Consider the following 20,943-nt stretch of genomic DNA (forward strand, 5'->3'; position numbering starts at 1 on the left):
TGACCCTCTCTGTTCTTTTTATGCTTGCTTACCCAGTATCAATTTTCGCCTCATCATCAGCGGGCCGAGAATTCCCGGCAGCGACATCAGCAACAGGATTGCGATCAAGGTGGCGTAGCCTGCGTCGTTCGCGACGGCATGCAGCTTCGTGTCCGGTCCGGCATGAAGACCGCTTGCGGCCACCATGGCGAAAGCGATCACCGGCTGCGCAAGCCCGGCGAAGATGCCGGCGGACGTCGTGTTGATCGACGCGCCGACGCCGATCCGTTCCGCCGTGTAGAGATGCTTGGTGCATTTCAAAATCAGGGGCACGGTGCCGCCGGCCACCAGCCCAAGCACCGCAAACACCACGCCGACATAGAGCAGCCCAAAGGTGTGAGCGATCGCCGGTAGCAGCATCGCGACCAGCAGCATGCGCAGCAGGCTGATGCGTATCAACGCTGTATCCAGCGATCGGGTTCGATCGGCCGCGTGGCCGAGGAAGATCGATCCGATCGCATTGCCGACCATGAATGCGAGCAGCGGACCGCCGGCGGCGGATGCCGAGATGCCGAAATAGTGCGACACCATCGGGATCCCCCAGACGCCAGCCAGCGTGGTGACGACGGCAAAATGCGACGCGAAGCTCATCGCGCAGCCCCAATTCGCGGCTGACCCCAACGCGAGCCAGCTCGCCTGCAGCACGCTCGTCAGCGTCTTTGCGTTCTGGTTGGCCGGTGTGGCCTTCAATGCGACTGCTGCGCAACCGAGATTGGCGAGGCCGACGCATGCGATGACGATGAAGCAGGCGCGCCAGCCAAAGCCGCTGACCGCGGCCGCGAGCGGGGTGGTGGCGACAACGCCGCCGGCGTAGCCCGACACCTGGGAGATGCCGGACATCAGTCCGAAGCGCTCGTCGGAGAAGCTCTGCGCGACCAGCTTCAACAGCGCGGTGAAGACCAGCGCGTCGCCGCAGGCGACGATCAGCCGCGCGATGAACACGGTGGCCAGGGTGGGCGCCAGCGCGAAAGCGAAGCTGCCGACTACCGAGGCGGCCATGCTGCACAGGACGACGCGCTTGACGCCATAGCGGTCGACCAGCAGGCCTGCGGGAATCTGCATCAACGTGTAGCCCCAGAAATAGCTGGAGGCGAGCATCGCGACGCCCGATGCATCGGTGCCGAAGTCGCGCATGAAGCTGAGGCCGACCGTCTGCGGCGACATCCGCTGCAGGAAAGCGATCGCATAGGCGAAGGCAACCGCCGACCATGCGACATAGGCGCGGTCCGCAAGCCTGATCGATGGAGCAGAGACGGCCTGTTGTCCGAGCGCCGCCATCATGCCCTCGCGTAGCCGATCGAGAACAGCGCGTCGGCCGAGTTCGGGATGATGCGCGACATGGCTTGCTCCACGAGGGAGGCCGTGCCGCGATAGTCCTGCCGAATGTGCTCGATGTGTCCGTAGGCGCCGCGCATGATCATGCCGGGAACCTCGAGCGGCTTGCCCGGGTAGAGCCGGGCGCACATCTCGACGCCCGCGGCCTGCAGTTCGGGATCAGCGGCGTCGTCGAGCAGCGACGGCGCAACCTTCTCGCAGATCCTGGCGTTGGCAGCCCACACGATCGGATTGCGCGTCCGCCAGCCATAGAGGATTGCCTCGCGGTGCGGGGTCGCGCCGGGATGCTTGAGAATCTGCGAGGTAAAGAATCCATACAGGCCACGCCCCTGGTGTGCCGGCAGCACCTCCGTTCCACTCCGGTAGATCGCCATTCGCTGTGCGACGGTCATCACGCGGTAGACGGAAAAGGCGATCAGCCCAGTGTGATCGTAGACCAGAACGAGACTGAATCTGCCGTCGAATGGCGAAGACTCGGCGGTCCAATGCGGCTCGGTTGCTTTCCAGTTAACCGCAATGATTGCATTCATCGCGTCCATGATCGGCTGCCGATCGGACACTTCGATGTGCGACGCATCGTGGATGCCGTAGACGGTGTAGTCGTCCCAGGGGGAGGCGATCGTCGGGTATCGACCATCCAGGTTGAACGCCATGGCACAACTCCAGCTCTGCAAGTCAGGCTATACAAGCGCGCGTCCGATGGCTTAAAGGACAATATGCCCTCGAATTCTGCCAAGCCGCGGCGGTCCGCGCTGCGTCCGGACGGGGCCGAAAGACGGCTCGCGATCCTGGCCTTTCCCGGAGTCACGCTGCTCGATGTCTCCGGGCCGGCCCAGGTTTTTGCCGAGCTTGCCGAGATCGAGCTGCCGGCCCCTGGGTACGCGCTGAGCTACGTCTCCGAGCAGGGCGGCCTGGTTCCGACCGATGTCGGCCTGATGATCGATACGGCGCCGCTCGAAGCGATCGACCCGCATGGGGTCGATACGCTGCTGATCCCAGGCGGCCCCGGGATCTGGAAGGTACGGCAGGACGAGACCGTGATGCGGTGGATCTCGCAGGTGCTGCCTGGCGCCCGCCGAATCGCATCGGTCTGCCTCGGCGCCTTTGCGCTGGCCTGGGCCGGGGCGCTCGAAGGCAAGCGCGCTGCGACACATTGGCGCTATTGTCCGCGCTTGCAGGACAGCTTTCCCAACGTCAAGGTCGAGCCGGACGCCATCTTCGTTCAGGATGGGCGCGTCTGGTCGTCGGCTGGTGTCAGCGCCGGGATCGATCTCGCGCTGGCGATGATCGAGGAGGATTTCGGCCACACCATCGCGCTCGACGTCGCGCGGCGGCTGGTGGTCTTCCTCAAACGCCCCGGAGGGCAGAGCCAGTTCTCGACGGTGCTGGCTGCGCAGGCCTCCGATGTCGAAGGCCGCTTCAGCTCGCTGCATGCCTGGATCATCGAGAACATCGCGAGCGATCTGCGGGTCGAGACGCTGGCCGCACGCGCCGGCATGTCGCCGCGCACATTTGCCCGCACCTACCTCAGCCGCACCGGGATGACGCCTGCGCAGGGCGTCGAAGCGCTGCGGGTCGAGACGGCAAGGCTGCTGCTGGAGGGCCGTCAGGTCGGAAGTGTCGTCGAGGTCGCGCAGAGAGCCGGCTTCGGCGACGACGAGCGCATGCGCCGCGCCTTCCTGCGGCATCTCGGCGTGTCGCCCTCGGAATACCGTCGCCGCTTTTCAAGCTGAGCCTTGCTGTTCAAGCTGAGCCTTGCTTTTCAAGCTGAGTCTTGGAGCCGTCAGCGCCGATGCCCGTGAGCGTCGGCTGGGCTCGCCGCTTTGCATTCGGGTTAATCGCATCAGCGACGATGCGGCCGGAGCGGCCGCGCCGTGTACGATCGATCGAAGGCTTCAGTAAAATGCTGTGTGTATTAAATCGAAAAATTGATTCACATCCGCATTGCGGAGCAGCGGGGAGAGGCCATGACCAACATCGTACCCTTTCGCCGAAGGGCCGTCTCCGATCCTTCGCTGATGAACTCCGACGGCAAACTTGCGGCCGCAGCAACCGGCCGCCTCGGCGCCGCTCGGGTGAGGCCACCTGAAGGTCAGGACGACATCCGCAGGACGATCATCCTGCTCGATCTCGCCCTGCAGCATGCGCGTGAGATCTTCGGCCTGGTTCGGGGCGAGCAGGAGCGGCGGATCTATGATCGCCATCTCGCATCCATCGAGCTGTCGCTGCGGATTGCGCGGGAGCGCGCCGCACTGTGAAGCCCCTCCGTGGGCGGCGACCGCAAATCGACCGGGACGCGGCACGGCAGATGTGGTAGTTGGGTCCGTCGTGGAGGACGCTACAATGACCCAAACCAAGCTGGAAGTGCCCGCCGAACTGCGCGATCTTGCCGAGAAGACCATTGCGCAGGCGGAAAGAGCCTTCGAAATGTTTTTCGACGCGGCCGGAAAATCGATCACCTCTGTTCCGGGCCCCGCCGCCGACATGTCGAAGCAGGCGCTGACGCTCACTGAGCAGAACATCAAGACCGCTTTCGAACACGCGCGCAAGCTCGTTCACGCCACCGAGCTCGAGGAGGCCATGCGGATCCAGTCGGAATTCCTGCGCAGCCAGTTCACGAACGCCGGCGAACACATGAAGACCATCACCGCAGGAATCATGGCGGCGGCAACCAAGGCCACCGAGCCCAAATCCTAAGGTCTCAAACCCGGTCCTGGCCATTGCATGCATCGGCGATGGCCGGTGATCGGCGGCGAGATGCCGCCGATCGAAAGACGTTACTTGCGAAGCGAGGCGATATAGGCCGCGATGTCCGCCGCCTCGAGCCGGTTCAGTGGAAAGCTCGGCATCTTCGGATGCGGATCGAGCAGGAAGAACGCGACCTTCTCCGGCGTGAAATCCGACTTCTGCGCGATCTGAGCGAATGACGGAACGTCGGCGCTGGCCTGCTTCTGCGTTCCTTCGACCAGATGGCAGGATGCGCACCAGCGGCGCGCCAGGTCAGCGCCGTGATCGGCATCGGCGGCCCAGACCGGGCCAGCCGCCGTCGTGAAGAGGGCAGCCATCAGAACTCTCGTTGCGTAGACGCGCATACAGACACTCCCCGGTCGCGTGTGGTTCACCAGTGCTCGTTGTCAGGCCGCGCGGAAGAAACCCGGTCTCAAGCCGGCTGGCCGGTCGTTCGCCGGCGGGAAGACGCGCGCGGAGTAGCGTTTCGCAGCCAGATCCGAAACGCTCTGTCAGATCAGTTGCAGCAGGATTTGGGAAAATGCGAGAGATCAATCCGGCTGAGAAGCGTCCTGATCAGCGCACTTAGGCGGCCGATAACAGATGGCAAGGGCGAGGCGGCGGCCGTCGTCAGTTCCTGGGCAACGTAGGACATGTCCGACCCCCTCTGTCGCTCAGCATCTCTCCCGTGCACCTGTTGACGAGGTGCAGGCGGCCGCATGAAGGACATGCGACGGCCTCGTACGAATAGGCATCGTCGGCCACCAGCGGCCCGACCACGCCGATCTGCACGTTTGACCCCGTCTGGGAGCAGCGAAATACGAGAGTTTCCATCTGATAAGTATGACAAATCCCGGCGCGGGCGCCTTGATCTGTCTCAACAGGTGGAAAGCCGGGACCTGAGGGTGGCGCCGGAGCGCCGACCGAGGAGTGCGTCAGGTCAACCCATGCGACGTCGCCTTGGACATGCTCATCCGCTCAGCGACATTGGCCGCAGGCACGGAACCGGACTGCGCTGCGCGCAGCGCCGCATCGATCTTCGATTTCACGCGCCGTGCGGCAAGGGCGGCCAGCCTGGTCTGAGTCCGACCAGTCTTGACCTGATCGCCGAACTCGTACCGCCATTCCCAAATGTCCGGTTCAGCAGTCGCGACGACCGTATATTGGACACCTCGGTGGATCACGGAACCCCCCTTTAACTCTTCCACTCCAAGTCAACGTCTAACCATCGTACAATCAATCCGGGTAACTACGGGACTGGAACAATTGACAGCCGTACGAAGGTAAAGTGGTTAACACCCAAACACGGGAAATGTTCCGAGGAGCGTCACGTTTCGTGTGCACGTTTTACGTGCACACACGCACCGCGTGAACGGTAAGAGCCGCGGGTTCCAAGCGACGAACCGGCACGGACAACGCAGCAGGAATCTGCAACAACGTTTGATATCGTCGACGGGGCCCACATTGACGGCGGATGATCGAAAGCCTGCGAATGCTGATGGCGTGGGAGTTGGAACCCGCGACGGAAAACGCGACTTGCGCATCGATGCGTGCCGGGGGCTCGCGCTGTGGTTCATCTTCGTGGATCATGTTCCGGACAATTCGCTCGCCTGGCTGACGCTGCGCAACTACGGCTTCAGCGACACCTCGGAAGTGTTCGTCTTCATCTCCGGTTACACGTGCATGCTCGCCTATGGCGGCGCCTTGCCGGAGCGGGGATGGCCGACCACCATCGTGCGCGCGATGCGCCGTGCATGGGAAATCTATGCGGCCTTTCTGGTGCTCCTGCTCGCCTACACGGCATTGGTGTGGGTCATCGGAGAGGGAACGCGCTTCATCGACGAGACCAACACCGGGTTCTTCTTTCGTGAGCCCGGTCCCACGCTCGTGCATGTCGCGATGCTGCAATTCGCGCCGGTCAATACCGACATTCTGCTCACATTCGCGATCCTCCACATCTGCTTTCCCATCGTGCTGTGGATGATGATGAGCAGTCCGACCGTGACGCTGTCGGCCTCGTTCGTACTCTACATGATGGTGCAGCTGTTCAGCTGGCAGGTGCCGGCCTGGCCGAGCGGCGAACTCTACTTCAATCCGTTTGCCTGGCAGTTCCTGTTCGTGATCGGCGCCTGGTACGCCTATGTCGGGTCGGCAAGGCTGCGCCCCTTGCTGGACTCACGCGTGCTGCTGATCCTGGCTCTCGCCTTTCTGACGTTCGGTCTGTTCATGGCGCTGAGCTGGGAGTTCAAGTCGTTGGAAAGCCTGATTCCCTCCGGCGTCATGGGCATGATCTATCCGATCTACAAGAGCCACCTGGCGCCGGTGCGACTGCTGCATTTCCTGTCGCTGGCCTTCGTCGTGTCGCGACTGGTGCCGCTCGAGTGGCATGGGCGGATCAGGCCCGTCATGGCTGCGATGATCAGGTGTGGGGAAAATTCGCTGTCGATGTACTGTCTGGGTGTGCTGCTTGCGTTCATCGGGCAGGTCGTCCTGACGGACGTCTCCGGCGGCTTCGCCATGCAGGTGCTGGTCAGCGCCGCCGGGATCCTCCTCATGGTCATCGCAGCGACGCTGCTGACTTGGGAATCCAAGCTCGACCGGCGCGGGCCGCGGCTGTTCTGATCGAGCGCGAAGTCAGCGCCGCCGCGCCACCGCAACACCGAACAGGAATGCCACGAACAGGCTTGCCAGCGGCGCCTCGCGTGTGATGGCGCTCAGGGTCGACAGGGCCGTGCCCGGGCGCCGCGCGTCCCGTGCGACCTCGCTCAGCCGGTCAACGGCTGCACTGAGCGTGCCCATCACCTCGCCAAGAGAGCGGGACACGTCGGTCGCGGTGTCGAGTGCGCGCTCGGCCACGCCCGGCTGCGGAGGAGTTTCGAACGTTTCGCTGCTCACTTTGGTTGCCTTCTCGACGCTCATCGGCGGGGTTGAGAGATTGTCATCGGTCCGATCGGGGGTATGGACACAGTCGTCCGTCGCGATCCAGAAATGCGGGTTGAGGTGATTGGTTCCGTCTATCCCTGACGTCTCTTGAAACCGGTGGATCGAGCGGGAAACCGGCATCGGCCGCACACGCGGGCGAGCTAAGCTCCTCCTGCTCAATGAAAGGACCAGACCGTGGCCCCTGCAGACAACGCCTCGCCTCACCGCATCGCCATCCTTGGCGCCCCGATCGATCTCGGCGCGTCCGTGCGGGGTACGCTGATGGGACCGGCTGCGCTTCGCACGGCCGGGCTCGTCTCGCTGCTGGAGAGCCTCGGGCTCGAGGTCACCGACTATGGCGATCTCGGCATCAGCGACATGGCGGACCTCGACGACGAGCCGCCGACCCGGGCGAAGCACTACCGCCAGATCCAGCGCTGGTCCCGGGTGCTGGCGCGCCGGAGCCATCAGCTGGCGCAGACAGGGGCGATTCCGGTGTTCCTGGGCGGAGATCATTCACTGTCGATGGGCTCCGTGAACGGCGTCGCACGGCATTGGCGCGAGCAAGGACGCGCCTTGTTCGTGCTCTGGCTCGATGCCCATGCGGACTACAACACGCCCGAGACGACGCTGACGGCGAACATGCACGGCATGTCGGCGGCGTTTCTCTGTGGTGAGCCGGGCCTCGATGGGCTGCTCGGTGACGAGACGCGGGCGAGCCTGCCGCCGGAGCAGCTCGAGCTGTTCGGCATCCGCTCGATCGACAAGGCGGAGAAGGAGCTGTTGCGCCTGCGGCGCATCAGCATCGCGGACATGCGGGCGATCGACGAGTTCGGCGTCGGGGTGCTGATGCGGCGGATTCTCGACAAGGTCCGCGCACGCAACGGAGTCCTGCATGTCAGCTTCGACGTCGACTTTCTCGATCCCGAGGTCGCGCCGGGCGTCGGCACCACCGTCCCGGGCGGCGCGACCTATCGCGAGGCGCATCTCATCATGGAGCTGCTGCACGATTCCGGCCTGGTCCGCTCGGTCGACATCGTCGAGCTCAATCCCTTCCTCGACGAGCGTGGCAAGACGGCGCGGGTCGCGGTCGAACTGATCGGCAGCCTGTTCGGCCAGCAGATCACCGACCGGCCGACACCGAGCAATGCGATCGCCTGAGCAACGAGGCTCGAAAAGGCGCAGTCCATACGAGCGACGGCGAACCGGAGCGGATGCCCTGCCATCGCCTGCAGGACATCCGCCGCGTCGGGCTCAGTAGCGTGCGTCGTACATCTGGGACTCGACGAAGCCGAGCAGGTCGTTCGGTGCGGGTCCGGAGGCGAGCCCATTCTGATAGGCAACCCCTGCAACCGCCGCGCCGATCAGCGCGGACACCTCGCGGATGCGCGGGAGCGCGGGATACAGGCTGCCCTGCTCGAGATCGGCGCCGGTGACGCAGTTCGCGAGCGTGTGGGCCGCCGCCATGAACATCTCGTCCGTCACGAGCCGCGCACCGCTGGCGATTGCGCCGAGCCCGACGCCCGGGAAGATGTAGGAGTTGTTGCCCTGGCGCGGCACAAAGGTCTTGCCGTCGAGCTTGACCGGATCATACGGGCTGCCGCAGGCGAACAAGGCGCGCCCCTGGGTGTAGCGATAGGCGGCCTCCGCCGAACACTCCGCCTTGGAGGTCGGGTTCGACAGCGCAAAGATGATCGGGCGCTCGTTGAGCTCGGCCATCGTCTGCAGCACGTCGGGAGTGAAGGCGCCCCCGACCGCCGCCACGCCGATGATCGCGGTCGGCTTGAGCGTCTTGATCGCGGTCAGGAAGTCTCCGATCGGCGCCTGCTCATGCGCATAGCGCAGCTTGTGGCCGTGCAGATTCTCGCGGCCCTTGATGACGAGCCCGCGCGAGTCCGTCAGCCAGTTGCGCCGCAGCGCCTCGGCTTCGGACAGGCCTTCCGCCATCATGGCCGAGACGACGAGATCGGCGATGCCCGTGGCGGCCTCGCCGGCGCCGAGGAACAGCACCCGCTGGTCGCGAAGCTTGCCGCCGGTGATGCGCAGCGCCGAGAACAGGCCCGCCAGCGCTACGGCTGCCGTGCCCTGGATGTCGTCGTTGAAGACGCAGGTGTCGTCGCGATATTTGTGCAGCAGCTTGAAGGCGGCGTGGTTCGCAAAGTCCTCGAACTGGATCAGCACACCCGGAAAGGCCGCGCGCGCCGCCGTCATGAACTCGTCGACGAACTCGTCATAGGCCGCGCCCGTGATGCGCTTCTGGCGCAACCCGATGTAGTAGGGGTCCTGGAGGAACTCCTCGTTATTGGTCCCGACATCCAGCATCACCGGCAGGCACTGCTCCGGATGAATGCCGGCGCAAGCCGAGTAGAGCGAGAGCTTGCCGACGGGAATGCCCATGCCGTTGGCACCGAGATCGCCAAGGCCGAGGATGCGCTCGCCATCGGTGACCACGATGAGCTTCGCCCGATACGGCCAGTTGGCCAGGATCTCCGCGATCCGGCCGCGATCATTGGCGGAGATGAACAGGCCGCGCGGCCGCTGGAAGATCAGCCCGTATTTCTGACAGGCGAGACCGACGGTCGGCGTGTAGATCAGAGGCTGAATCTCGTCGATGTTGTCGCACACCACCCGGAAGAACAGCGCTTCGTTGCGATCGTGCAGCGCATTGAGCGCCACGTACTTCTCGAGATCGCCGGGGAGGCTGCGCAGGTTGACGAGAATCCGCTCCGCCTGCGCCTGCATCGACATGACGCCCGCAGGAAGAAAGCCGCGCAGACCGAGCGCATCGCGCTCCTGCTCGGTGAACCCGGTCCCCTTGTTCAACAGTGGATCACGGAGCAGCGCAAGTCCGCGCGGGGAGTAGGTGGGGAGCGTCGGTGCGCTCATACGTTGCGGTTGGGTCAAGGCGGCAGTCTCCGAGGTCCTTTTCGAGCCTCGCCATGCCGGAGCCGGTCTGCGTTGATCGGCGTCAATTGGGGCAGCGTGGCGGGACCGGTCTGTTACCACACTTTCCGCGCCGCATTGCACCAATGACGTTGTGCAACTGCGTTGGATGTACGCGAATCGACGTTGTGGTTGGAGGCTAGGCGCGCCCTGTGACGAACGACCACAGCAGCGCCAGGACGGCCACCGCCATGACCGCGGTGCCGACCCAACCCAGGGCGATCAGCCAGGAGCGGGCGCGGAAACGGCCCATCAGTTCGGCGTTCGATACGATCACCATCATCATCGCCATGATCGGCACCGCGACGATGCCGTTGAGCACGGCGCTCCACACCAACATGTGGATCGAATCGATGCCGGTGAAGCCGAGGCCGAAGCCGATGAGGGTGGCTGCAGCGATGATGCTGTAGAAGCCGACGGCCTCGTCGGGCTTGGCTTCCAACGTCGCATGCCAGCCGAAGATCTCGGCAACGCCATAGGCGGCGGAGCCCGCCAGCACGGGAATGGCCAGCATGCCGGTACCGATGATGCCGAGGGCAAACAGCAGGAAGGTGAAGTCCCCTGCGAGCGGACGCAGCGCGTCGGCCGCCTGCGTCGCCGAATCGATATGCGTGACGCCATTGGCGTGCAGAACGGTGGCCGTCGTCAGGATGATGAAGAAGGCGATCGCGTTCGAGAAGATCATGCCGATCGTCGTGTCGATCCTCATCCGCCGCAGCTCCGGATGAGTCTTCTTCGACAGCTCGCGGAGCGGACGGTCCACCTTGCCCTGGTTCATCTCCTCGACCTCCTGGGAGGCCTGCCAGAAGAACAGATAGGGACTGATCGTGGTGCCCAGCACGGCGACCACCGTCAGCAGGTAATCCGGATCGGTGGACGGAGACGGCCAGACCGCCGCCAGCAGCGCGGTGCCCCAGGGCACTTTGACCATCAGCGCCGTGGCCACGTAGGCGAACAGCGACAGCGTGAGCACCTTGATGACCGGCGCGTAGCGTCGGTAGGGCAGGAACACCTGCAGCAGCGTGGACGCCGCCGCGAAGATCAGCGCGTGTTCGTGGTTGAGCCCGCCGATCACCAACGACAGCGACTCCGCCATCGCGGCGATGTCGGCCGCGATGTTGAACGTATTGGCGCCGACGAGCAGGGCCACGAGGACGAGAACGATCCAACGCGGCGCCAGCGAGGTGATGTTGGCGGCCAGTCCCTTGCCGGTGACGCGTCCGATGCGCGCGCTGACGAGCTGGATGGCGATCATGAACGGCGTGGTGAGAAACACCGTCCATAACAGCCCGTAGCCGAACTGCGCGCCAGCCTGAGAGTAGGTCGCAATGCCCGATGGGTCGTCATCGGCGGCGCCGGTCACCAGACCCGGGCCGAGTAGCCTGAATACGCCCCAGGTGGATCGCTTCGGCTTGTTCGGCTCGGACGCAACGATCATGGTCATGTCAGAACTTCCCCGGGAGCGCAGTGCATGTCTCTCGAAGTCGCACAGCCTCTTTTTGTTCCCGCCTTGGGAACCGGCGGTGAGGACTTGCGTTTGCAAGTTTCGGTGCATCAGGGAGTGGGGGCAGGCTTGCCGGATCAACGGCCATCAACCGAGGATCAGGGACACGGCTCGGCGGAACGCGAGAGGCTGTTTTCCGGCGGCAGCGAGCTCGCCAGACTGATGCTGCAGTTCGACTGGGATGGCACCTCGATCGGGCCGCCGGAGCATTGGCCGCAGAGCCTGAAGACGGCCGTCAGGATCATGCTGACCTCGCAGCAGCCGATCTGGATCGGCTGGGGAAAAGAGCTCATCTACCTCTACAACGACGCCTACAAGCCGATCATCGGCGGCAAGCATCCCTGGGCGCTCGGACGCCCGACCTCGGTCGTGTGGCACGAGATCTGGGAGGACATCGGTCCGCTTCTGGCCAAGGCGAGTGGCGGCGATCAGGGCACCTATGTCGAGGCGCAGCTTCTGATCATGGAGCGCAACGGCTTTCCGGAGGAGACGTACTATACGTTCTCCTATAGCCCGATCCCGGATGACGACGGGTCGCCTGGCGGCATCTTCTGCGCCAACACCGATGACACGCAGCGCGTGATCAGCGAGCGCCAGCTGTCGCTGCTGCGTGAGCTCGCCAATGCGGCAGCTGAGGCCCGCAGCCTCGACCAGGCGTGCGCGCGTTGTGCCCAAGCCCTGGCCAAGGAGCCGCGCGACCTTCCCTTCGTGATGATCTACATGAGCCATGAGAATGGCGCCGATGCGCAGCTCGCTGCACTCACTGGCATCGACGAGAGTCATCCCGCGGTTCAGCACCGCCTGCCGATCGGGCCGGAGGCGACATGGCCGCTGGCTGAGGCGCTGCGGCTGCAGGCGCCGGTCGTGGTGCGCGATCTTCGCCAGACCTTCGGCGTGGACTTTCCGAGTGGCGGCTGGCGACAGCCGCCACAACAAGCGGTGGTGATTCCGATTGTCATGTCCGGCGAAACGGGCGAGAGCGGCTTCGTGATTGCCGCGCTCAATCCGTTCCGCCTTTACGACGAGAGCTACGCCCGCTTCCTGAGCCTCGTGGCTGGCCAGATCGCCGCCGCAGCCAGCAACGGCACCGCATACGAGGCGGAACGGCGACGCGCCGAGGCGCTGGCGGAAATCGACCGCGCCAAGACGACGTTCTTCTCGAACATCAGTCATGAGTTTCGCACGCCGCTGACGCTGATGTTGAGCCCGCTCGAAGACCTGCTCGCGCGTTCGGACGCCCAGCTCGGCGCGGAAGAGCAGGCCGAGCTCAACGTGATTCATCGCAACGGCATCCGTCTCCTGAAGCTGGTGAACACGCTGCTGGATTTTTCCAGGATCGAGGCCGGTCGCATGACCGCGAGCTTCGAGCCGGTCGATCTCGTGGCCCTGACGTCCGAGCTCGTGTCCAATTTCAGGTCCGCGACAGACCGCGCCGGGCTGCGCCTCGTCACCGATGCCGCACCTCTTCCCGAGCCCGTCCATGTCGATCGCGACATGTGGGAGAAGATCGTCCTCAACCTCGTCTCCAACGCCTTCAAGTTCACCTTCGAGGGCGAAATCGCGGTCACCATCGGATTGGCCGCGGACCGGCAGCATGCCGAGATCGCGGTTCGTGACACCGGCACCGGCATTCCGCCCGATGAGCTCCCGCATTTGTTCGAGCGCTTCCGCCGCGTCGAGGGCGCCCGGGGGCGCTCCTACGAGGGCAGCGGCATCGGCCTTGCTTTGGTCCAGGAGCTGGTGAAGCTCCATGGCGGCGAGATCACCGCCGAAAGCGAACTCGGACGCGGCTCCGTCTTCACGGTGCGAATTCCGCTCGGCACGGCGCATCTGCCGCAGCGGCAGCTCGGGTCGTCGCGGACGCAGGTCACGACCAATATGCGGGCGCAAGCCTATCTCGACGAGGCTCTGGGCTGGCTGAACGGCGACCGGCCGCCCGAGCTGCCGAACGCGTCGTCGCCCGACGATCTGGGACTGCGGACCCTGATCGCGGCCGGTCGCGACCGCGTGGTGCTCGCGGACGACAATCCGGACATGCGCGACTACGTGCGTCGCCTGCTCGGTCAGGACTACGAGGTGGAGGCGGTCGCCGATGGCTCCGCGGCCCTGGACGCCGTGCGCCGCCGACGCCCCGATCTCGTCCTGACCGACGTCATGATGCCGGAGCTGGACGGGTTCGGCCTGCTGCGGACCCTACGCGGCGATCCGCAGCTGCGTGACATTCCGGTGGTGATGTTGTCCGCGCGGGCCGGCGAGGAGGCGAAGGTCGAGGGGCTGGACGCCGGCGCCAACGACTATCTCAGCAAGCCGTTCAGCGCGCGCGAGCTGCTCGCGCGTGTCCGCGTCAACATCGATCTCGCGCGGGTGCGGCGTGAGGCCGAGACCACGTTGCGCGAGCTCAACGAGCGGCTCGAACTCCAGGTCTCCGAACGCACCGCCGAGCTGCAGGCCAAGGAGGCGCGGCTTCGAACGGTGTTCGAGGCGAGCTATACGTTCCAGGCGCTGCTTTCCAGTGATGGCGCGCTGCTCGATGCCAATGCGACGTCGCTCGAGGCCATCGCCGCGCCGTTGAACGAGGTCGCCGGGCAGCCGTTCTGGGAGACGCCCTGGTTCACGGGAACGCCGGGCATGCCCGACGTGATCCGCTCCCTCGTCGAGACGGTCGCGCGCGGTGACGTGGCGCGCCGGGAGATTCAGCTCGACCTGCCGGTCGGCGGTTTGCGCTGGTTCGATTTCCAGATGCGCCCCGTGCGCGACGAGAACGGCGAGATTGCGGCGATCGTCCCCGAGGCGATCGAGCTGACGGAGCGGCGCCAGGCCGAGGAGGCGTTCCGGCAGGCGCAGAAGATGGAGGCGATCGGCCAGCTCACGGGCGGGGTCGCGCACGACTTCAACAATCTCCTGACCGTGATCCGATCCTCGGCAGACCTGCTGCGCCGGCGTCAGCTGCCGCCCGAGCGCATGCGCCGCTACGTGGATGCCATTTCCGATACGGCGGACCGGGCTGCCAAGCTGACGGGACAGCTGCTGGCGTTCGCCCGCCGCACGCCGATGGAGCGGCAAGTGTTCGATGTGGCGAGACACGTCGAGCAGATCGCGGAGATGCTGCAGACCGTGCTCGGCGCACCGGCCGTGGTCGAACTCGACCTGCGCGCCCGGCCGCTTCCGGTCGACGCCGACATCAATCAGTTCGATACCGCATTGGTGAACCTCGTCGCGAATGCGCGGGACGCGATGAGTGGCCGCGGCGTACTGACCATTCGCGGTGACCTCGTGCGGCAGGATGGGCCGACGGGACAGGCGCAATTCGTCTCGATCGCCGTCAGCGACACCGGCTGTGGCATTCCTCCGGAGCAGCTCGGTCGGATCTTCGAGCCGTTCTTCACGACCAAGGGAGTCGGCCGCGGCACCGGCTTGGGCTTGTCGCAGGTCTATGGCTTCGTGCATCAGTCGGGTGGCCGAGTGCTGGCCGACAGCGAGGTCGGCCGGGGAACGACGCTGACCTTGCTGTTGCCGCTGACCGGCAAGCCGCTCGGGCCGCATGAACGGACGGAGCGCAGTCCGGAACTGCTCGCCGCGCGTTGGAACGTGCTGGTCGTCGAGGACAACCCGGAGATCGGCGAGTTCTCGACGCAGTTGCTCGAGGACCTCGGCTACAGGACCGCGCTGGCGCGCAGTGGTCCCGACGCGCTGCGCATGATCGAGGCCAATCCTGCGGGGTTCGATCTCGTGCTCAGCGACGTCGTGATGCCCGGCATGGATGGCGTCACGCTTGGTCTGGAAATTCGCCGACGGCTGCCCTCGATTCCCATCGTGCTCAACAGCGGCTACAGCGACGTCCTGGCCGACGGCGATCGCCACGGGTTCAGCCTGATCCACAAGCCCTACTCGGTGGACGAGCTGTCGCGCGTGCTGCGCCAGGTCATGGCTGGGCGCCCTATGGGTCCGGAACAGGCCCCCACCGGATAACCGTCCGTTCCGCGATGCCCTGCAAGCCGTGCAAGAGTCCTCACCGGCTCTTGAAGCGGCGCCCCGAGCCGGCATAATTCATCCGCTGGGGGACGTCAGATGGCGGTTGAGCAATCATTGCGGGGATGTGCGCGGGCGTTGCGGCTGATGTTCGCCGTGATGGCTTGCGCGGCGATGGTCGCGAGCGGCCGCGCGCTCGCAAAGGACGCGAAAGGCGCACCAGACGACGAAGCGGACGATGCATCATCGGACGCGCCCAACGTCTACATCGATTTTCGCACGAACTATGCCTACGTGCCCGGCGGGGGGCTGTCGACGGGCCTCGGTGAGAGTTCCCTGTTCGGCACCCTGTCGCAGATCGCGACGTTGCGGAAGCTGCTCGACCGGCCGCCGCTCCCCGGACTGCCACAGCTCTCGGCGCCGACCAATCAGGGCGTCGGGGTCGATGTCCCGCTCACGTTCGATCTCGGCGACTCGCTGTCGCTCTACGGCGGCTTTACCGGCAGCGCATCGTACAACGGTCTGTCCGGCTGGTCGGACGTTGCCGTCACGAGCTGGTTCCTCGGCTTCCAGGCCGACGTCTATCAGCAGAACGGCGGCGCGCTTCCGACCGTCACGCTGCAGTCGACCGTGACGCGCGCCGTGCCGTCCTCGCCGCTCGCGACCACCTCGTTCAACACCGTCGTCGAGGCGAAGTACGCGCTCGACCCGGACGAAACGCGGGGCTGGCTCGCCGGCGTCCAGTACACGCATATCGATGTCGACGCCTCGCTGGCACGGGTCGGCGACACCACGGCTGGTTATGTCGGCGGCTTCTATCAGTGGGACAACAACTGGAAGGTCTCCGCGCGGGTCGGGCTTCAGTCGTTCGGTGGCGCGCAGCTGCTTGCGATCACGCCGATCGCATCCTATACCCAGCCGCTGATCCGGCTCGATCTCGACCGGATGGACGATGACGACAACCGGCTGTTCGGAATCACGGCGCAGATTGCCTGGGCACCTAAGCCTGTGTATCAGCTGACGGTGAGGACGCCGCTCTACGCGATCAAGAACTGACCGGTCTTGCAACGTCGGCCCAGTCCCCGGCTCAGCGCATGCTGACGAACTTGCCCCACAGGCCGGCGAGCACCGCGCTCGTCATCATGTAGTGCGGCTTGTCGCAGAACAGGCTGCCATAGTGGCAGACATCGCTGCCGACGGAGCCGAGCTGATGCTGCCCGGCGGCGTAGAACAGCGCGGACAGGACAGCAAGAGCGATCGCGACGACATACATCGATACAACTCCTTCTGCTGTTGGCCCGACGGGCATGTCGCGGTGCGCTCACGCTTCGCCAGCTCACCGCGCTTGACACGTCGGGCAAATCAGGTGCATTTTGCCACCATCGAAAAAATCATAGAGCCCGCGCCGGATATCCGGCAGCGGGCTTTTTGTTTGCGAGGGGCCCAAACCCGCCGCGCGGTTACTGAAACCGTAAGGTTGGATCGCCGTCTTTCGATCAAATTTGACACGTCGGGCAAATCACCGGCATAGTGTCATCGTCGAATTTTCCGAAATCGTTGACGATAGACGCCGCGAGCGGACTCACTCGCGAGCTCCGTGACATGCGCGCTTCGCCTTGCCCCAAGCGAACGTAATGACGACATCGACGGAATTCTGGACGCCGTCCTGATCGATCAGGCGCGGGGCAGAGCTGGTCGGAGACATCAAGTATTGGCCGGCCGGCGCGAACCGGCCGGTCCGCGGGCGTGGCGACCGTCGCCGCGCCTGCTGCGGTCCTTTGAGCAGAGGGATAGGGTTCGCGCCCGAAACGATCGCGCTTCGGCTGCGATCTGCCGCGCTTTTTTTCGCACGCAGGGGAGACGACGATGACCGCCTATCTGATCGCGCTCGCCATCATGGGTCTGGTGACGATCGCGTCCGCCGATGCGATCTCGTGACGACCTCCATCGCCGCAGACATCAGCAATCCCGGGAACGGTCCATGTCGAAAACCATCACCGAAATGCGCGCCGATTTTCAGCATCTACGCCGCTGGCGCAAGAGCGTGGAACAGGCCCAGAGCTATACATTCAAGGCCGTGATCACGGTGATTGCGACCGGTCTCGTCGGAGCGATCTGGCTCGGCATCAAAGTCGTGCTCGGCAGGTAGACCATGCCGAGCCGGGACTTGCAACGAAAACGCTGCTTCCGCATCAGGGAGGTCGATCCGTGCGAGCCGGATGTCCTCGAAACCCTGAAGGACCTTCATGAGCGCACGTTTTTCGATCATGCGCCGCTGCCGAATTTTGAGGTCGGACAGTGGTGGACGACGACCGAGATGGGGCGGCCGATTGCCTTTGCCGGCATGATCCCATCGATCATGGGCATCGGAGTGGGATATCTCTCGAGAGTAGGCGTCGTTCCCGAGGTGCGTGGAAGCGGTCTGCAGCGCCGAATGATGCGAGCGATCGAGCAGCGCGCGCGACGAGCCGGACTTTGCTGCATCGTGTCCGACACGACGGGCAACATCGCCTCGGCGAACAACTTCATCCGCTGCGGATATGTGTTGTTCCAGCCGGCGCAGCCCTGGGCGTGGCCGACCTCGCTGTACTGGCGCAAGCTGATCCAGCCGTGATCGCGCGATCGGGGTCGTTTGCACTGCAGCAGGCGCGGAAATTCGGCGGGCTTTTTCCGCGGGCATGATTGGGCTAACCATAGGGGATTCGGTGCCGCTGCAAAGCGCTCCGGATCACGAAGGAGCGATCGCTCGCGACGATCGACGTAAAGGGGAAGGACGTTCCGGATGCCGGCTGAGGTCGCGCTGCCAGACCGCGGACCACGGGCGGCCGATGCGCCGGCCGCCTTGTCCGGTCTTCTCGTCATCGATTTTACGCGCGTCGTCGCAGGGCCGGCCTGCACGCAGACGCTGGCGGATTTCGGCGCCGAGGTCATCAAGATCGAACAACCCGGCAAAGGCGACGATACCCGCGCATACGAGCATGCCGAACGCGGCGGCGAGAGCGCGGCCTTCCTGAGTCTGAACCGCAACAAGCAGGGCATGGTGCTGGATCTCGCCGTTCCCCAGGCCAGAGAGGTTGCGCGGGCGTTGATCGCGAAGGCCGATGTGGTGGTCGAGAACTTCTCCTCGTCGGTGATGGAGAAGTTTGGTCTGGACTATCAGAGTGTCGCCGCCACCAATCCTGGGCTGATCTACTGCTCGATCTCGGCCTATGGCCGGACGGGACCGTTCGCGTGGCGATCAGGCTTTGATCCGATCACGCAGGCCGAAAGCGGGTTCATGTCGCTCAACGGTTTCGCTGATGGGCCGCCGGTGCGGACAGGTCCGCCCATCGTCGACCTCGCAACCGGCATGTCCGCTTGCAACGCCATCCTGTTGGCGCTGGCCGCCAGGCATCGGCTCGGTCGTGGGCAGCACGTCGAAGTGGCCCTGTTCGACGTGGCGCTGGCCATGACCGGCTTCTTCGGAACGACCTATCTGATGAACGGGGTGAACCCGACCCGGACCGGAAATTCCCCCAACGACTCGCCGACAGTCGGCGTGTTCGAAGCTGCGGACGGGCCGCTCTATGTCGCCTGTGCCAACGACCGGCTCTATCACCGGCTGGTGACGGAGGTGTTTGCTCGTCCGGATCTCCTGACCGATGCCCGCTTTGCCACGCGCAAGGCGCGATGGACCAACCGGGCCAAGCTGCGCGCGATGATCGCCGAGATCTTTGCAGCTGAACCGATGGACGTCTGGATCAGCCGAATGAATCAGGCCGGCGTTCCCGTCGGTCGCGTTCGAACGGTCGAGCAGGCCTTCAATTCGCAAGAGGTCCGGGCGCGCGACCGCATTTGTCGCATTCCGCACCCGACGGCGCACTCGATCCCCAACATCGAGCCGCCGATTTCCATGCAACTGACGCCGACAGTCGAGCCGAGCGCTGCGCCGCGCCTGGGTGAGCATACGCTTGCCATCCTGCGCGATCGACTGGAGTTCACCACGCAGGAGATCGATGGCTTACGCAAAGCCGGCGCGTTTGGCGATGCTGAACTCTTCACATGACCATGGCGCCATGCGCTATGATTGAGGCGTGGGGCGGAGTGCCCTCGCCAGCCGACGGGTCTTAGATCGACCTCAACTGGCTTTCGCCATCTCGTCATCCTCGGGTGAGTTCAAGTACATGCCCGACATGGTGTCGACCCAGCAGAGATGGTCATGGACCTTCTTGACGCCCGATACGTTCTCGGCGGCAACCACGGCGGCCTGCCTTGATCGTTCTTCGGTGATGACGCCGCTCAGATGAACGATGCCGTCCTTGACGATGACCGAAAGGCCAAAGGGGCACCAGTCGGCCTTCTCGAGATTGTCGATGACGCGATTGCGGATGTGGTCGTCGTCGGCGGTCGGGTCCGGAACCTGCCGGCCAAGGCTGGCGACGGCCTGCAGGAGATTGGCGCGCGAGACGATTCCCACCACCTGGTCGCCCTTGACCACCGGCAATCGTTTGACATGGTTCTTTTCCATCAGCTCGACGATCTCCGCCAGGGCGGCGTCTTCCGTGATCGTCAAGGGCGCTTTCGTCATCACTTCCGACACTCTGCGTCCGTGCTCGTGAACGAAGTCGGCAGCTGATTTACCCGGTCCCAGAATGAAGCGAAGCCAGCGGCCGCGCTTCCGACCCGTGCCGATTTCAGTCCGGCGGATGAAGTCTCCTTCCGATACGACGCCAACGAGCTTGCCGTTCGCCTCCACCACGGGAAGGCCGCTGACATGCCGTTGAAGCATGATGTTGGCCGCGTCGACGATGGACGTATCCGGCGTGACGGTGATGACGGGGCGTGTCATGATCTGATGGGCGCGCATGGCGAACTCCAAATGTCAGGGCTTAACTGAAGGTAATCCGTCGTTGCGGTCGTGAATTGACTCAGGTCAAAAGGGCGCCTGCCTTGTCATTGATGCAGCTCAAGGTTCCCGCCTGAGGGGGTGGTATGAGATATGTCCAACTCAGCGAGAGGAGGGGTGCCATGTCCGAGCTCTCCGGGGCCAAGGCCCTGGCCGCCGAAACAGCCGAACTGTCGGAACGTGTTGCGCTGTCCAACAAGCATGCGCTCGAGTTGCTGGTCGGTTCTCAGCAGATCATCCTGGAAGAGATCCTGTTCGCCAGCAACGAGGCGCTGGATCGCGTTCGAACGGAAACGCATCTTCTCGCGGAATTCACGTCGAAGCTGGCCGGTGTGCATTCCGTCAAGGGAATCCAGACGATGGTCGAAGAATGCGGGCGGCATCAGATCGACTTTGTCAGGCGGGATTGCGACCGGCTTTTCAAGCATGGTCAGCGCCTCATTGAGGCCGGCGTAAGTCTCGTGGGGCAACGGTGGCGAAACTGAAGAGTGCAGGTGGCACGCGGCCGACTCGGCGCGGCCGCGACGCCAAGAACGATCCTGTCGTCCAAGCCGGCGATGCGATCTCCAAGGATGCGATCTCCAAGGATGAGACGCCTCCGTCGAAGATGCCGGATCAA

The 20,943-nt window shown here is 64.5% G+C and carries 21 protein-coding genes; 11 read left to right on the forward strand and 10 right to left on the reverse strand.

Annotated features, from left to right (window positions below; genetic code table 11):
- Nucleotides 1-18: 18 nt before the first annotated feature.
- Complete coding sequence (locus tag ACQR1I_RS08575) at nt 19-1,320, reverse strand: MFS transporter (protein ID WP_434888719.1); 1,302 nt, start codon at nt 1,318-1,320, stop codon at nt 19-21.
- Nucleotides 1,317-2,027, reverse strand: a complete 711-nt coding sequence (locus ACQR1I_RS08580; RefSeq protein WP_434870389.1) for a hypothetical protein — start codon at nt 2,025-2,027, stop codon at nt 1,317-1,319. Before ACQR1I_RS08580 ends, ACQR1I_RS08575 begins: the two co-directional genes overlap by 4 nt.
- Nucleotides 2,028-2,090: 63 nt before the next feature.
- On the opposite strand from ACQR1I_RS08580, the gene ACQR1I_RS08585 reads away from it, so the two are divergent.
- From ACQR1I_RS08585 to ACQR1I_RS08595, 3 genes are all read left to right on the forward strand, one after another.
- The gene (locus ACQR1I_RS08585; RefSeq protein WP_434870388.1) at nt 2,091-3,107 is read left to right on the forward strand and encodes a GlxA family transcriptional regulator; all 1,017 of its coding nucleotides are present in this window, start codon (nt 2,091-2,093) and stop codon (nt 3,105-3,107) included.
- A 234-nt stretch (nt 3,108-3,341) separates the two neighbouring features.
- A complete protein-coding gene (locus tag ACQR1I_RS08590) occupies nt 3,342-3,632 on the forward strand; it encodes a hypothetical protein (protein WP_434870387.1) in 291 nt (96 codons plus the stop codon).
- 85 nt (nt 3,633-3,717) lie between these two features.
- Nucleotides 3,718-4,071, forward strand: a complete 354-nt coding sequence (locus ACQR1I_RS08595) for a phasin (protein ID WP_434870386.1) — start codon at nt 3,718-3,720, stop codon at nt 4,069-4,071.
- Nucleotides 4,072-4,151: 80 nt separating this feature from the next.
- Here the strand turns inward: ACQR1I_RS08595 and ACQR1I_RS08600 are convergent, their stop codons facing one another.
- From ACQR1I_RS08600 to ACQR1I_RS08610, 3 genes are all read right to left on the reverse strand, one after another.
- On the reverse strand, nt 4,152-4,439 hold the full coding sequence (locus tag ACQR1I_RS08600; RefSeq protein ID WP_434870385.1) for a c-type cytochrome: 288 nt from the start codon (nt 4,437-4,439) through the stop codon (nt 4,152-4,154).
- A 179-nt stretch (nt 4,440-4,618) separates the two neighbouring features.
- Complete coding sequence (locus tag ACQR1I_RS08605) at nt 4,619-4,756, reverse strand: hypothetical protein (protein WP_434870384.1); 138 nt, start codon at nt 4,754-4,756, stop codon at nt 4,619-4,621.
- 280 nt (nt 4,757-5,036) lie between these two features.
- Complete coding sequence (locus ACQR1I_RS08610) at nt 5,037-5,285, reverse strand: hypothetical protein (protein WP_434870447.1); 249 nt, start codon at nt 5,283-5,285, stop codon at nt 5,037-5,039.
- Between the two features lie 280 nt (nt 5,286-5,565).
- Here ACQR1I_RS08610 and ACQR1I_RS08615 point away from each other — a divergent pair, with 280 nt between their 5' ends.
- Nucleotides 5,566-6,723: an OpgC domain-containing protein gene (locus tag ACQR1I_RS08615; RefSeq protein ID WP_434870383.1), complete on the forward strand. Its 1,158-nt coding sequence runs from the start codon at nt 5,566-5,568 to the stop codon at nt 6,721-6,723.
- A 12-nt stretch (nt 6,724-6,735) separates the two neighbouring features.
- On the opposite strand, the gene ACQR1I_RS08620 is transcribed toward ACQR1I_RS08615, so the two are convergent.
- On the reverse strand, nt 6,736-6,996 hold the full coding sequence (locus ACQR1I_RS08620) for a hypothetical protein (RefSeq protein ID WP_434870446.1): 261 nt from the start codon (nt 6,994-6,996) through the stop codon (nt 6,736-6,738).
- 222 nt (nt 6,997-7,218) lie between these two features.
- On the opposite strand from ACQR1I_RS08620, the gene rocF reads away from it, so the two are divergent.
- Nucleotides 7,219-8,184 (forward strand): arginase, encoded by a 966-nt coding sequence (rocF, locus tag ACQR1I_RS08625; RefSeq protein ID WP_434870382.1) that lies wholly within the window; start codon nt 7,219-7,221, stop codon nt 8,182-8,184.
- A 93-nt stretch (nt 8,185-8,277) separates the two neighbouring features.
- Here the strand turns inward: rocF and ACQR1I_RS08630 are convergent, their stop codons facing one another.
- Together ACQR1I_RS08630 and ACQR1I_RS08635 are read right to left on the reverse strand one after the other, a co-directional pair.
- Nucleotides 8,278-9,909 carry an NAD-dependent malic enzyme gene (locus tag ACQR1I_RS08630; protein ID WP_434870445.1) on the reverse strand — a complete coding sequence of 544 codons (1,632 nt, stop codon included), beginning with the start codon at nt 9,907-9,909 and terminating at the stop codon, nt 8,278-8,280.
- Nucleotides 9,910-10,105: 196 nt separating this feature from the next.
- A complete protein-coding gene (locus ACQR1I_RS08635) occupies nt 10,106-11,410 on the reverse strand; it encodes an NRAMP family divalent metal transporter (protein ID WP_434870381.1) in 1,305 nt (434 codons plus the stop codon).
- Between the two features lie 129 nt (nt 11,411-11,539).
- On the opposite strand from ACQR1I_RS08635, the gene ACQR1I_RS08640 reads away from it, so the two are divergent.
- Together ACQR1I_RS08640 and ACQR1I_RS08645 are read left to right on the forward strand one after the other, a co-directional pair.
- Nucleotides 11,540-15,439, forward strand: a complete 3,900-nt coding sequence (locus ACQR1I_RS08640) for an ATP-binding protein (protein ID WP_434870380.1) — start codon at nt 11,540-11,542, stop codon at nt 15,437-15,439.
- 159 nt (nt 15,440-15,598) lie between these two features.
- Nucleotides 15,599-16,495 carry a hypothetical protein gene (locus tag ACQR1I_RS08645; RefSeq protein WP_434870444.1) on the forward strand — a complete coding sequence of 299 codons (897 nt, stop codon included), beginning with the start codon at nt 15,599-15,601 and terminating at the stop codon, nt 16,493-16,495.
- Nucleotides 16,496-16,526: 31 nt separating this feature from the next.
- On the opposite strand, the gene ACQR1I_RS08650 is transcribed toward ACQR1I_RS08645, so the two are convergent.
- Nucleotides 16,527-16,712, reverse strand: a complete 186-nt coding sequence (locus tag ACQR1I_RS08650) for a hypothetical protein (RefSeq protein WP_434870379.1) — start codon at nt 16,710-16,712, stop codon at nt 16,527-16,529.
- A gap of 708 nt (nt 16,713-17,420) precedes the next feature.
- Between ACQR1I_RS08650 and ACQR1I_RS08655 the strand changes: the two genes are divergently transcribed.
- The 3 genes from ACQR1I_RS08655 to ACQR1I_RS08665 all read left to right on the forward strand — a co-directional run bounded on the left by ACQR1I_RS08655 (nt 17,421) and on the right by ACQR1I_RS08665 (nt 19,484).
- On the forward strand, nt 17,421-17,588 hold the full coding sequence (locus ACQR1I_RS08655) for a hypothetical protein (protein WP_434870448.1): 168 nt from the start codon (nt 17,421-17,423) through the stop codon (nt 17,586-17,588).
- A gap of 18 nt (nt 17,589-17,606) precedes the next feature.
- Nucleotides 17,607-18,053, forward strand: coding sequence for a GNAT family N-acetyltransferase (locus ACQR1I_RS08660; protein WP_434870378.1), 447 nt, complete (start codon nt 17,607-17,609; stop codon nt 18,051-18,053).
- A gap of 168 nt (nt 18,054-18,221) precedes the next feature.
- Complete coding sequence (locus tag ACQR1I_RS08665; RefSeq protein WP_434870377.1) at nt 18,222-19,484, forward strand: CaiB/BaiF CoA transferase family protein; 1,263 nt, start codon at nt 18,222-18,224, stop codon at nt 19,482-19,484.
- A gap of 72 nt (nt 19,485-19,556) precedes the next feature.
- Here ACQR1I_RS08665 and ACQR1I_RS08670 read toward each other — a convergent pair whose 3' ends face one another.
- Entirely contained in the window at nt 19,557-20,285 is a 729-nt protein-coding gene (locus ACQR1I_RS08670; RefSeq protein WP_434870376.1) for a CBS domain-containing protein, read from the reverse strand.
- A gap of 161 nt (nt 20,286-20,446) precedes the next feature.
- Between ACQR1I_RS08670 and ACQR1I_RS08675 the strand changes: the two genes are divergently transcribed.
- Complete coding sequence (locus tag ACQR1I_RS08675) at nt 20,447-20,809, forward strand: hypothetical protein (RefSeq protein WP_434870375.1); 363 nt, start codon at nt 20,447-20,449, stop codon at nt 20,807-20,809.
- The last annotated feature ends 134 nt before the right edge of the window (nt 20,810-20,943 follow it).

It is taken from the genome of Bradyrhizobium sp. HKCCYLS2038, from assembly GCF_051167655.1.
GTDB lineage: Bacteria > Pseudomonadota > Alphaproteobacteria > Rhizobiales > Xanthobacteraceae > Bradyrhizobium.